The sequence below is a fragment of the Kluyvera huaxiensis genome, assembly GCF_040149365.1.
Classification (GTDB): domain Bacteria; phylum Pseudomonadota; class Gammaproteobacteria; order Enterobacterales; family Enterobacteriaceae; genus Kluyvera; species Kluyvera intermedia_A.
In genome coordinates, this window is the sequence record NZ_JBEFLV010000010.1 from 81,933 (window position 1) to 94,253 (window position 12,321).

A 12,321-nucleotide genomic window follows, 5' to 3' on the forward strand; every position below is an offset into this window, starting at 1 on the left:
GGCTGCCACCGGAAAAACTTTAACGTATCAGTATGTTAGTTCTTTGTTACTTCAGCATTGACGCGGGTTACCGCCGCATTCTGTCGGTTCTCCCACAGCACCGTCAGCCCGCGCTGAAGGGCAATAAAAATAAACAGCAGGATGCCGATAGCAATTTTGGTCCACCAGGAGCTGAGCGTGCCATCAAAGTTAATGTAGGTTTGAATCAGCCCCTGAATCCCTACGCCAAACAGCGTCCCCAGCACCGTACCAACGCCGCCGCTAAGCAACGTGCCGCCAATCACCACCGAGGCGATAGCGTCCAGTTCCACCCCAACGCCTGCCAGCGCGTAGCCCGCCTGGGTATAAATGGAGAAGACAATACCGGCCAGCGTCGCCAGCCCGGTCGACAGCATATAAATGCGTACGATGGTGCTGCGGGTCGGAATGCCCATCAGGTTCGCCGAAGTGGCGCTGCCACCAATGGCATAAACTTGATTGCCAAAGCGGGTGCGGTGAGCAAGAAAAATCCCCAGCACCACCACCAGTAGCATCAGCAGCCCCATAGCGCTAAGGCGTCCGCCGCCGGGGATAGTCCACGCCAGCCCGGAGAAGGTGTCGTACAGCGGATGATCGATAGGAATTGACTCTTCGGATACCAGATAGCTGACGCCGCGCAGGAAAAACATCCCCGCCAGAGTGATGATAAAAGCCGGGATCTTCAGCGCATCAATCAGCCAGCCCATAAAAGCGCCAAAGGCGCAGCCCATGACCAGCACCAGCGGGAAAGCCACCAGCGGCGACAATCCCCAGAAGCCAATGGCTTTCGCCAGAAATACACCGGTGAAGGCGATCACCGAGCCGACCGAGAGATCGATCCCGCCGGAGAGGATCACAAAGGTCATCCCCACCGCAACGATCCCCAAAAAGGCGTTATCGGTGAGGATATTGCAGATAACCCTCGTGGAGGCGAAACCCGGGAATTGTGTCAGGCAGTAGAGGTAGCCGAGGACAAATACGCCAAGGGTGATCATCAGCGGTAAATTACGTTTTATCATGGCCCCGTATCCTTTTCAGAATCTGAATAAAGCGCGGCGATTGGACAATCAGCACGCACATCACCACCACCGCTTTCACCACCTGGTTAAGCTCCGGCTGAAAACCGGAGAGCAAAATACCGGTATTCATACCCTGAATAATCAGCGCACCGACCACCGACAGCAGCAGGTTAAAGCGCCCGCCCATCAGTGAACCACCGCCGATAACCACCGCCAGAATGGCGTCCAGCTCCAGCCACAGCCCGGCGTTGTTGGCGTCAGCGCCACGAATATCCGCGGCCACAATGACGCCAGCAATCGCTGCGCAGACACCGCTCAATATATAGGCCAGCATGACCACGATACGGGTATTCACCCCGGCATTTTTTGCCGCGCGAATGTTAATCCCCACCGCTTCAATAAACATGCCGAGCGCCGTTTTGCGGGCCACCACCCAGAAGATAACGAGGGTGACCAGCGCAATAATAACCGGCGTTGGAAACAGCAACATTTTACCGCTGCCGAGCCAGGCCAACGCCGGCGAATCGAAGGTGACAATCTGCCCGGAGGTGATGAGCTGCGCGACGCCGCGCCCGGCCACCATCAGGATAAGCGTCGCCACAAAGGGCTGAATTTTCAGAATGGCCACCAGAATACCGTTCCACAGCCCGGCCAGAACGCCAGAACCTAGCGCTGCCAGCAGCACAATAGGCAGGCTGTGCCCAGCGACGGTCATTGAAGCGGCGGTCGCCCCGGCAATCGCCATCACCGCGCCCACCGAAAGGTCGATTCCTCCGGTGGCGATAACCAGCGTCATGCCGATAGCCAGCAGGGCGACGGGTGCCGCGCGGTTAAGAATGTCGATAGGGCTACCGAACAGGCGGCCATCCTGAAGAGTTATCTGGAAAAAGTGCGGTGCCACCAGGCTATCGACCAGCAGCACCAGGATAAGGGCCGCGATTTGCGGCATGCCCGGCGGCCAGCGAAAGCGGCGACCGGACGGTTCAGTTTGCCCTACGGATCGAGGCATCACGGTTAACTCCTTAGGCCGCAATAGCGTTCATAATGGCGGGAACGGAAAGCTCATCGAGCGGGATCTCGGCGATCTGCTGGCGATCGCGCATGATAATCACCCGATCGGCATAGCCCACCAGCTCTTCAAGTTCAGACGAGATCACCAGCAGCGCCAGACCGTCCGCGCACAGGGTTTCAATCAGGCGGATAATCTCCGCATGCGCGCCAACGTCGATTCCACGCGTCGGCTCATCGAGGATCAGGAACTGTGGACGCGTCAGCAGCCAACGAGACAGCAAGACCTTCTGCTGGTTGCCACCGGAGAGAAACTCCACCGACTGCTCAGCGCTAGGGGTGCGGATCCCCAACTGGCGGATAAAGCGTTCGGCGATGTCGTTTTGCTCTTTGCGCGGAATGGGCCGTAGCCAGCCGCGTTGAGCCTGTAACGCTAGGATGATATTTTCCCGTACCGAAGCGGCGGCAATAATGCCGTCGGTTTTACGATCTTCAGGACAGAAGCCGATCCCCAGGCAAGAGGCCTGGTGCGGCGATCGCAGAGTTTGCGGTTTGCCCTTGATCGTCGCCTGGCCGCTATCGGCGGGACGAATACCAAAGATCACCTCGGCGGTTTCGGTGCGTCCCGATCCCAACAATCCGGCGAGCCCGACAATTTCACCGGGGCGGACCTGAAGATCGAACGGCGCGATGGTGCCTTTTTTACCGTAACCCGCGAACGAGGCCACCGGTTTATCACTGAGCAGCGTACGCCCGGCGCGCTGCAACGCCTGGTGTTCCAGCTCGCGACCCAGCATCATTTTGACCAGCTCAATCTGCGGCAACTCGCGGGTTTCCCGGCAGCCAACAAAGCTGCCGTTACGCAGGACGGTGATACGATCGCTCACCGTGTAGACCTGATCGAGGAAGTGGGTGACGAAGATCAGGCTAACCCCCTGATCGCGAAGCTGACGCATCAGGGTGAACAGCATTTCTACCTCTTTGGTGTCGAGGCTGGCGGTTGGCTCATCCAGGATCAACACTTTGGCGGAGAGATCGATGGCCCGGCAGATAGCGACAATCTGCTGCATCGCCACCGAAAAACGGTTTAGCGGTTCGCGCACGTCAAGTGAGAAACCGTAGGAAGCCATCAGCTCCGTGGCACGTTTTTCCATCTCTTTGCGCCGCAGGAGGCCAAAACGTTTTGGCTCGCGGCCAATAAACAGGTTGTCCGCCACCGACATATTCGGCAGCAGGTTCACTTCCTGATACACCGTGCCAATGCCTAACTGCTGGGCGTGGGCGGTATTTTTCGGATTGATTTGCTGGCCTTCCAGCCAGATGGTGCCGCTGTTCGCGTGGTAGACACCTGTCAGGGCTTTAATCAGCGTCGATTTTCCGGCGCCGTTTTCGCCCAGCAGCGCCATGATTTCCCCGCGCCGTAGGCTGAAATTGACGTTATCCAGCGCCTTTACGCCGGGGAAATACTGGCAAAGCCCCTCGGTGCGGAGGATCTCCTGGTGTGTTTCAGTGGTCATTGTGCGCTCCCCCTCACCCTAGCCCTCTCCCCGCGGGGGAGAGGGGATATATTGTGCCAACAGCCCGCTCGGAATCTGACGCCCTGCACCGCTCGACTCCCTCTCCCTTTCAGGGAGAGGGTTGGGGTGAGGGTGTCGGCGGCTTAGTAGCCCATATTTTTCTTCTTCTCTAACTCTTCTTTCGCCGTGTCTGGCAGATAGAGCGTTGATTTGGTCAGGGTGACTTTTTCCGGCATGGTGCCGTCTTTTTTGTATTTTTCCAGCGCATCAAATGCCGGGCCGGCCATATTTGGCGTCAGCTCTACGCTGGCGTTGGCTTCTCCGGCAATCATTGCTTTGTAGATGTCCGGTACCCCGTCAATCGAGCCGGTCAGAATATCTTTACCCGGTTTCAGTCCGGCCTCTTTGATCGCCTGAATCGCACCGATCACCATGTCGTCGTTGTGGGCGTAAACCATGCAGATGTTTTTGCCGTTGTTCTCGGCTTTGATAAAGCTCTCCATGACCTCTTTACCCTTACTGCGCGTAAAGTCACCGGACTGGGAGCGGATAATCTTGATGTTCGAGGCTTTAGAGATAGCCTCAGCAAAACCTTTTTTACGGTCAATCGCCACGCTCGCCCCAACCGTACCCTGCAGTTCAACCACGTTACATGGCTTGCCGTCAGCGGTTTTAATCAACCATTCACCAATCAGCTGGCCTTCCAGCACATTGTTGGCGGTCACGGTGGTCATATAGAGCGACGGGTCTTTCACATCGATGGAACGGTCGAGCAGGAACACCGGGATTTTGGCCTCTTTAGCTTCTTTCAGCACCGGTTCCCAGCCCGTTGCCACAACCGGGGCGATAAAGATTGCATCAACACCCTGGGCGATAAACGAACGCACCGCTTTGAGCTGGTTTTCCTGTTTTTGTTGCCCGTCGGCAATTTTCAGGGTGATACCGCGTTTTTCCGCTTCCTGCTTCGCGACGTTGGTTTCCGCCGCGCGCCAGCCGGATTCAGAGCCTACTTGTGAAAAACCCACCGTTAAAGGGGCAGCCATGACCATAGACGACATGGCTGCGGAAACTGCTGTGACAAGAAGTAAGCGCTTCCACATAGAGATATCCTCGTAGGGTTATTGTTGGTTAGATATTCATCTGCGGAAAAACTATAGACAATGGGATATGTAACGGAATGAGTTACATCACACTTCATAAAAGTAAATTATTTGTTAATCACCGACACATCGAAGAGTTCAAGAGGGAGAAGGCGTCACGCACCCATTGAGCGCTATTGGTTTTGTCGAAAAAAAATGCGAGTCAGCGTCATTTTTTGCCGTGATGTAAACGCTTCCATGATTTTATTCAGTATGCAGCTATGTTTATGGATTTTTCTGTCATAAGAAGCGGCTGAAAAAGGCGGGGTCATGGGGATGAGACGCAAAACAGGCCAAGACTTTCGCGGCGAGTTGGCTATAATACCGGGCACTAGTTTGCCATACATTCTAAAGGAAACAGACATGAGCTTACTCAACGTCCCTGCGGGTAAAGATCTGCCGGAAGATATCTACGTTGTCATTGAAATCCCAGCTAACGCAGATCCTATCAAATACGAAGTCGACAAAGAGAGCGGTGCACTGTTCGTTGACCGTTTCATGTCCACTGCGATGTTCTATCCGTGCAACTACGGTTACATCAACCACACCCTGTCTCTGGACGGTGATCCGGTTGACGTTCTGGTCCCAACTCCATACCCACTGGAGCCAGGTTCAGTCATTCGCTGCCGTCCAGTTGGCGTGCTGAAAATGACCGACGAATCCGGTGAAGATGCGAAACTGGTTGCGGTACCGCACACCAAGCTGAGCAAAGAATACGATCACATCAAAGATGTGAACGACCTGCCAGACCTGCTGAAAGCGCAGATCACCCACTTCTTCGAGCACTACAAAGACCTCGAAGCAGGCAAATGGGTTAAAGTTGACGGTTGGGAAAACGCTGAAGCGGCTAAAGCTGAAATCGTTGCTTCCTTCGAGCGTGCGAAGAAATAAGATTTCTTTTCCTGCTTTAAAAACACCGCCTTCGGGCGGTGTTTTTATTCCACAATAGCCTGAAGCCGTAGCAAAGACTCTTCAACCACATTTCTCTCGGCCCTTGCTAACCATTTTGCCTGCCTGGCCTGCAAATCCATCATCCGTAGCTGATTTAGCAGCACTACGCCCTGAACATCCCCTTCCGTGCAGCTTACGGGAATAGTAAACCCTGCGTAGCGTGCGTAATTTCCGCCTTGAGAAATCGGAGCCACAAGCACCGTGCCTAACTGGTTAAACGCGCCTGTCGAAAGCACTAAGGCTGGCCTTCCTACTCCCTTCTGCTCATGGCCGCATGCCGGGTCAAAGCCAACTAATACGATATCCCCACGCTGATAAACGGGGCGCTTTACCATATTTCATTTCCCACTGGTTTATCCTGGCCCCAAATATCGTCTTCCGTGATAGTCGGCGCATCAGGATCGCACTGAGCCAACAGTTCATCGAGGGTATAGCGCCTGGCAATCGGCGTTAGCACCAACTGATTATTCTTCACACTGGCCTCCATAGATTGCCCCGGCTGCAAGCCGAGCTCCTTCATCACAACGCCAGGAATGACCATACCTGCGCTGTTTCCCCATTTCTTAATGATAATTCGCATCTCTCCTCCAGAGTTAGACAAAGTATAACTCGGGAAGGATGAAAGTCATTGTGCACTGGTTGAAAAAGAGACTCCAGCGACGGATCGAGGTAAAGCGTAAAACGGGAATGGGCGGCAAAGGTCAGCGTGAAAAAAGAGGTAATTGCAGAGAAAGGGTCGTGAGAGCTCGCAAAAAACAACGCCACCCGAAGGTGGCGTTGTCATATTCAATACTGGTCTTTGTCCAACCAGTTGCCGCTTTCTATCAGCGTGAATCCCTCAACCGGGCGCTGATAAACGTACATCCAGGCACTACCGTAAGGCGTCTGGATAAGATGGCGTGCGTATTCGCCCGCCTTGGTGCGCAGCGCATCCAGTTCGGCCAGCGTCGACGCGTCGATCCGATAGACTTCACCGTGTACTGTGCCAACGCCGGGCACCGCGCCTGGATAGTGGCCCAGACTGTACAGTTGATAATCGGAAACGCTGTGATCGCCCAGCCACTGAGCGTTCGTCATCCAGTGGCTGTTGCCTTGTTTGCGCCGTAAACTGCCGTACACAAATATTCGCATTGCTAAAACTCAAACTGATAGAGCAAATCGAGCGCCTGGTCTACGCCAGACACCGCTTCCAGATACAGCTTAGGCATCAGGCGATAGCGTAACGTGAGCGTCGCTAAAGAGTCAAAGATCCCAACGCCATATTTCACCTGCAGACCCGGCAATACGTAACCGCTGACCACCACCTGGGAGGAATCACCCACCCCTTGCGTGTCTAAAGCCAGATTACTTACGCCAAACGTCTCGCCGATTTTACCCACAACTTGACCACTTTGTGCAACCCCCATACCAATAAGCATAGACGTCATTGCCGCACTGTCGCTCTGACCGCTGTCCAGACCCTGTCCACGAACGAGGTAGGAGAGCGCTTCCTGCTGCGACATCGCCGGGTCAGAGAAGACTTCTGCCTTAGGCTGATCGGCGGTACCGGTGACGCGAACACCGGCGATAACGTCATTTTCTGTCGACTCTGGGTTACGAATAGCCTCGATGTTGAGTAACGGCTGATCCGGCGGACCGGAGAACAGCAGCTCGCCTTTGCGCACAAGCAGATCCTGCCCATAGGCGTGGAAACGCCCTTCCGGAATATTGATCTGCCCGTTAAGCCCCAACCCCTGTTTATCCTGCGCCACTTTCAGATCGCCGGTCAGACGCGCTTTCAGGCCAAACGCATCCAGACGCACGTTGTTGCCCACGTGGATCATCAGGTTACTGTTGATAGGGATCGACGCCGATTTAGTCTCTTCCGGCTGCAGCTGGTTGTTGAGCATCACTTCATCGCTAGACACGCCTACCGCACTCTCTGGCACCTCTTTCACCACAATGCGCGCCCAAGGTACATCAACGCTGCCGTCTAGCGTGAACAGGCTTGGCGTGGCGTTAAATTCGATATCCGGTGATACATCGAGACGAACCATCGGCGGCACGGTAATGCGCACCCGGCTGCCTTTCGCCGCAATACGCGCCCGCCAGTTCTCAATCTGCCGCCAATCAGCGTCACCATTGAGGCTAATCTGCCCCTGCTGGGTACGAATCTCCCCTTGCAGCGTGGAGCTGGCGCCGTTGAAGTTCATGGTTATCTGGCTTGGCTGCATATCAAACGGCATAAAGTTACCGTCAACGTCGATACCGTTCAGCTGCAGTTGACCAAACATCAGCGGGTTTTGCACATCGCCGCCCAAGCGAAGATTGGCGTTCAGCTTACCGTCGGCTTTTTCCCCACGGGAGAAGATCGGGTTAATCATCGCCAGTGAGAAGTTGCGAATATTGACGTTGCCGCCAAGATTACGCCGCCCTTGCGGATCGCTAACCTGCAGCTGACCGTCAAGCTGGCCGTTATTGGTCAGGCGAATAAGCCAGCCCAGTTCCGCGCGATTGTTGTGCAGGTCGGCGTTGAGATTCAGCGTATCGAACGCCACCAGTAGCGGCGCGTTGTTAACAATCTGCGTCACCTTCACGTTACGACCAGAGAGCGTCACTTTGCCCTGCGGCAGACCCTCTTTGGTGGTGTCCCAGGTGACATCTGCATTACCGCTAAACACACCGCTGGCCTGAGTTTCTTCCGGCATAAACGGCTTGAGCATCGCCAGGTCGAAACGGTTAAGGTTGACGATGGCATGTCCTGCAGCACCCGCATCAATGGTCTGCGGCACGCACAGTTCCGCATTCGGGTTGATCCAGCAATGCGGCCCGATACTGATTTTCTGTTCAAGGTTGCGATAGTCCAGCGCAATATCGCGATTAACCGACCACGGCCCAACCGGCGTCTGGAAACGCGTATTGCTCAGCGCCCCTTTCCAGCGTTCCTCTTTACGATCAAAACTGCCCGACAGCGCTAGCTGGCCGGAAACCGGCTCGCCCTGAACCTGCAGCTGCAGGGAGTGCTGTTTTTCATTACCTTTCGCCGCCAGATGCACCAGCCCAATGTTGACGTCCGGCTGCACGATACGCTCAACGCGCACGTCAAGATTACCGGCAATCTGGTCGGTGGATTTAACATCGCCATCCACCCGAACCTGGCCAATCGACAGTTCCTGCCAGCGCAGACCACGTGCGGTGATATCCGCCAGCAGCTGCGGCGCATCCACGGTACCGCGAATTTTCACCAGACCTTTTGCCGTACCGCCAAGGCCCGGCAGCATGTTATCGAGCTTCGGCGCATCAATGTTGGCATCGAGGTTAAGATCTTTAACCCCCAGCTCACCTTTAATGTCGGCGATATTATTGCCCAGCGCCACGTGCAGGCCAGGGATGGTCCATTGCAGGTAACTGTTGCCACTCGCGGAGCCATCAACCAGCACTTTGTTCTGCTTGACGTTACCGGTGATTTTCATCTCCGGCACGCTCATCTGCCAGGTGCCGCCGTACAGGCTACCGTTGGTTTTAATCAGCCCTTCCAGCTTCGACGGCCATTCTGGCGCCAGCTTCCCTGTGTTGATCCCGTGCAGCGCCAGCTCGCCGCGCCAGCTAATCGCCTGCTGCCAGTCGAGCAGCGCTTTGAACTCGGTGGTGCCGTCCAGTGCCGCAATCGCCAGCTTATCGAGGCTAACCTGCCGCTCGTTGCCTTTAGCATCAAGGGTAATTTTCGCCGGCGGTACGCCCTGCCCCTTCACCGCCGTGGCGAATGACAGGGTGTAGTCGGTCATTTTACCGCCCAGCTTCAGCTTGAGGTCATCGGCCTGGAACTGTTTCTCGCCGGTAAACGGCCAGTACAGCTGCTTGCTATTGATCTCCACGTTAAACGGCAGGCCGGCTTCTGCCAGCTGTGCCTGCGCCCGCAGGCTCATATCCACCTGGCCTGAGAGATTTACCCCCACTTCCAGCTGTTTACGCACCGCACCGCCGACCTTCAGCTTCACCTTCTCGCCCTTCAACGGGTCAATGTTCAGCGTGCTGTTAAGGGTCATATCTACCGGCCAGTCGTTAATGAGCTGTGCCGTCCCGCTGGCGTTGACCGTGCCCTGACTGGAGTCGATATCCAGCGTGTCGAGCTTCATATTGCCGTCGATGCTGCTGACCTTCAGCAACATTTTATACACCGTAAGATCGGTATCGCCGGTAATACGCAGTTGTTCGCCGCTAAAGGATTCGATATTGAGATTCAGCGGCAGATGGACCTCGGTCATCTCCGGCAGCACCGGTTTAGAGAACAGCTCGGTCATGGTTTCGCCAAGCGGTTTTTCCTGCGGCTGCGGGTTGTCTATCTTCGGTTCGACGACCTCTTTTTGCGCGACATCGGCTACTTTCGGCAGCGCGATAAGCAGCCCCTGCAGCGAGGTTGGCGTCAGGGTCAGGTTTTTCTCCTGCCACGTCAGGCCACTGGTGAAATCCATCACCGACACCGTGGTGTCATCAATCTTGATATTGATGTTATTGAGCGCCACCCGGCTCAGGGTGATAGGGTACGGCGTTGACAGATTCAGCGGCCCCGTATCCTCTTCTTCTACCGGCGCGGCAGGCGGCATTTTGCTGCTGTCGATGGCCACGTTGATGTCGCGCAGCGCCACATCATTCACACACACGCTGCTGTGCCACAGGCAGCTCAGGTTAACCGCCAGGTGGAATTCACCCGCATCAACCGCTACGCCCGGTTGGGTATAGCGTACTTTTTTTAACGTCAGGTCGCGCCAGCCGCCGGTCACCTGGCCGATTTCCAGCCCCGGTACCCAACGGTTAGCCGCGTTAAACAGCAGATGTAAACCCGTCGTGGTGCCGACCAGGAAGCCAACGGCCCCCACCAGCACCAGTACAAAAATCAGAACCCCGAGGCTTATTTTTTTCCATAACGTCATAGTTCAGGCCCCAGTCCGATATAAAACTGCAATCCATGTTCATCTTTGTCGCCAACCGGCACGGCGAAATCGAGCTTAATAGGCCCGACAGGAGACTGCCAGCGCACGCCGACACCGGCCCCGGTTTTCCAGTCGCTCTGGCGAATATCGCTGACCGCTTCACCGCCATCGACAAACATCGCCCCCCACCATTTCCCGGTGACATTGTATTGGTATTCAAGCGAACCGGTTGCCAGCTTCGAGGCACCGATAAGTTTGCCTTTCGAGTCTTCCGGGGCAATGGATTTGTACTTATAGCCGCGAATGCTGCGATCGCCACCGGCGAAGAAGCGCAGGTCCGGCGGTACGCGGTCGAAATCACCGGTTTCAATCCAGCCGAGGTTGCCGCGCATCACGAAACGGTGTTTGTCATACAGCGTGCGGATCCAAACGTTCTGAGCCTGGAAGACCGAGAAGTCGACATCCGAGCCCCAGGCGGTGTTGGAGTAATCAATCGAATAGCGCTGGGAATCGCCCCAGGTCGGCATCAGACCACCGCGTGAACGGGTGCGGCTGATGGAGACGCCAGGGTAGAACAGCATGGTGGTGTTGGTGACGTCGGCCTGGGTAAAGTGGTCGAGACTCCAGCGCAGGTTAATCGCCCGCTGCCAGCCGCTGGAAAGGTCCCAGAAGCGCGAAACGGCAAGCGTGGTGGAGTCGGCCTTGGTGTCATTCAGGTCGGTGCTTTTAAAGCCACCCTGCACCAGATAATACTGTTCCAGCGGGTTCTTCAGCAGCGGCATTTTGTAGCTGAAATCAAGCTGCTGCTCCGGGGCCGAGACGCTGAGGCTGGTCGTCAGACTGTGGCCGTAGGAGTTCACCCACGGTTTTTTCCACGAGGCTTTGACCCGCGGCCCCACATCGGTGGAGTAGCCGCCACCCAGCTCGACGGTGTTTTCACTGCGCGGCGACACCACGCCGTGCAACGGCAATACTTTGGTTTCGCGAGATTTATCAAACTCTGGCGCGACAACCACCGAATTAAACCAGCCGGTGGCAGAAAGACGTCGGTTCAACTCAGCGAGGTCGCTGGACTGGTAGTAGTCGCCTTTTTTGAACGGCACCAGATGCTGAAGATACTCATCACGAATTTGCGAGCCTTCGAAGGTGACATCGCCAAAGCGATAACGCTGACCGCTATCGTAGTCGATATCCCAGAACGCCTGACGGCGTTCAAGCGCCACGCCAAGCTGACTCTTTTTAAATTCGCTGTCGAAGTAGCCTTTACGCAGCGATACGCTGGTCAGTGAGCTTTTGAAATGGTCGTAGTCGCTGTGATTCAGTATTGAGCCAATTTTCGGCCGCGTTTTCAGCAGATCAAGATAGTCGCGGTCGTCGCGCGCACCACCACGCAGAATCACATCGGTACCGCCAATCAGCACCGGCTCCCCCGGTGTGACTTTTGCCAGCAGCACCTGGCGGCCTTTTGCCGGCGGTGGCTTAAGTTCGAAATCGATAGTCGGTTCGTAGTAGCCGAGGGCTTTTAATCCTTCGCGGATGGCATCGTCTACGCGCGCACGAAAGCGGCGGTCCGGCGTGACCTCATCGCTATCGATCGTAGAAAGCTGCGCTCGAACGTTTTTTCGAAGCTCGCCTGAGAGCCCCTCAACCTGTAGACGGATGTTCGCTGCACTGGCAACACCGCTGGTCAGCAGCAAGCTCACCAAACATAACTGGCGGATTTGTCGCACATTTTCTCCTGAATATCCTTGTTTCCCCC

Annotated in this window: 10 protein-coding genes; 1 reads left to right on the plus strand and 9 read right to left on the minus strand. The window is 55.6% G+C overall.

What is annotated here, in order from left to right; genetic code table 11:
• Positions 1-35: 35 nt before the first annotated feature.
• The 4 genes from yjfF to ytfQ form a co-directional block, all read right to left on the minus strand.
• Positions 36-1,037: a galactofuranose ABC transporter, permease protein YjfF gene (yjfF, locus tag ABOC97_RS12310; RefSeq protein WP_349597882.1), complete on the minus strand. Its 1,002-nt coding sequence runs from the start codon at positions 1,035-1,037 to the stop codon at positions 36-38.
• Positions 1,024-2,049, minus strand: a complete 1,026-nt coding sequence (ytfT, locus tag ABOC97_RS12315; RefSeq protein ID WP_349597885.1) for a galactofuranose ABC transporter, ATP-binding protein YtfT — start codon at positions 2,047-2,049, stop codon at positions 1,024-1,026. The genes yjfF and ytfT overlap by 14 nt, the downstream gene beginning before the upstream one ends.
• A 10-nt stretch (positions 2,050-2,059) precedes the next feature.
• Entirely contained in the window at positions 2,060-3,562 is a 1,503-nt protein-coding gene (gene ytfR / locus ABOC97_RS12320) for a galactofuranose ABC transporter, ATP-binding protein YtfR (RefSeq protein ID WP_349597888.1), read from the minus strand.
• A gap of 143 nt (positions 3,563-3,705) precedes the next feature.
• Positions 3,706-4,662, minus strand: coding sequence for a galactofuranose ABC transporter, galactofuranose-binding protein YtfQ (gene ytfQ, locus ABOC97_RS12325; protein WP_349597891.1), 957 nt, complete (start codon positions 4,660-4,662; stop codon positions 3,706-3,708).
• A gap of 402 nt (positions 4,663-5,064) precedes the next feature.
• Here ytfQ and ppa point away from each other — a divergent pair, with 402 nt between their 5' ends.
• Positions 5,065-5,592, plus strand: coding sequence for an inorganic diphosphatase (gene ppa, locus ABOC97_RS12330; RefSeq protein WP_234503220.1), 528 nt, complete (start codon positions 5,065-5,067; stop codon positions 5,590-5,592).
• 44 nt (positions 5,593-5,636) lie between these two features.
• Here ppa and ABOC97_RS12335 read toward each other — a convergent pair whose 3' ends face one another.
• The 5 genes from ABOC97_RS12335 to tamA all read right to left on the minus strand — a co-directional run bounded on the left by ABOC97_RS12335 (position 5,637) and on the right by tamA (position 12,292).
• Positions 5,637-5,987 carry a type II toxin-antitoxin system ChpB family toxin gene (locus ABOC97_RS12335; protein ID WP_349597896.1) on the minus strand — a complete coding sequence of 117 codons (351 nt, stop codon included), beginning with the start codon at positions 5,985-5,987 and terminating at the stop codon, positions 5,637-5,639.
• On the minus strand, positions 5,981-6,232 hold the full coding sequence (locus tag ABOC97_RS12340) for an AbrB/MazE/SpoVT family DNA-binding domain-containing protein (protein WP_349597899.1): 252 nt from the start codon (positions 6,230-6,232) through the stop codon (positions 5,981-5,983). Before ABOC97_RS12340 ends, ABOC97_RS12335 begins: the two co-directional genes overlap by 7 nt.
• 206 nt (positions 6,233-6,438) lie before the next feature.
• Complete coding sequence (locus tag ABOC97_RS12345) at positions 6,439-6,783, minus strand: gamma-glutamylcyclotransferase family protein (RefSeq protein ID WP_349597902.1); 345 nt, start codon at positions 6,781-6,783, stop codon at positions 6,439-6,441.
• Between the two features lie 2 nt (positions 6,784-6,785).
• Complete coding sequence (gene tamB, locus ABOC97_RS12350; RefSeq protein WP_349597905.1) at positions 6,786-10,562, minus strand: autotransporter assembly complex protein TamB; 3,777 nt, start codon at positions 10,560-10,562, stop codon at positions 6,786-6,788.
• Complete coding sequence (gene tamA, locus ABOC97_RS12355; RefSeq protein ID WP_349597908.1) at positions 10,559-12,292, minus strand: autotransporter assembly complex protein TamA; 1,734 nt, start codon at positions 12,290-12,292, stop codon at positions 10,559-10,561. Before tamA ends, tamB begins: the two co-directional genes overlap by 4 nt.
• Positions 12,293-12,321: the final 29 nt, after the last annotated feature.

What these genes read in the sequence shown, in the direction of transcription:
- ABOC97_RS12340 (WP_349597899.1), bottom strand. Translation starts at nt 6,232, where the DNA reads ATGCGAATTATCATTAAGAAATGGGGAAACAGCGCAGGTATGGTCATT.
- ytfR (WP_349597888.1), bottom strand. Translation starts at nt 3,562, where the DNA reads ATGACCACTGAAACACACCAGGAGATCCTCCGCACCGAGGGGCTTTGC.
- tamB (WP_349597905.1), bottom strand. Translation starts at nt 10,562, where the DNA reads ATGACGTTATGGAAAAAAATAAGCCTCGGGGTTCTGATTTTTGTACTG.
- ABOC97_RS12335 (WP_349597896.1), bottom strand. Translation starts at nt 5,987, where the DNA reads ATGGTAAAGCGCCCCGTTTATCAGCGTGGGGATATCGTATTAGTTGGC.
- ppa (WP_234503220.1), top strand. Translation starts at nt 5,065, where the DNA reads ATGAGCTTACTCAACGTCCCTGCGGGTAAAGATCTGCCGGAAGATATC.
- ytfQ (WP_349597891.1), bottom strand. Translation starts at nt 4,662, where the DNA reads ATGTGGAAGCGCTTACTTCTTGTCACAGCAGTTTCCGCAGCCATGTCG.
- yjfF (WP_349597882.1), bottom strand. Translation starts at nt 1,037, where the DNA reads ATGATAAAACGTAATTTACCGCTGATGATCACCCTTGGCGTATTTGTC.
- ABOC97_RS12345 (WP_349597902.1), bottom strand. Translation starts at nt 6,783, where the DNA reads ATGCGAATATTTGTGTACGGCAGTTTACGGCGCAAACAAGGCAACAGC.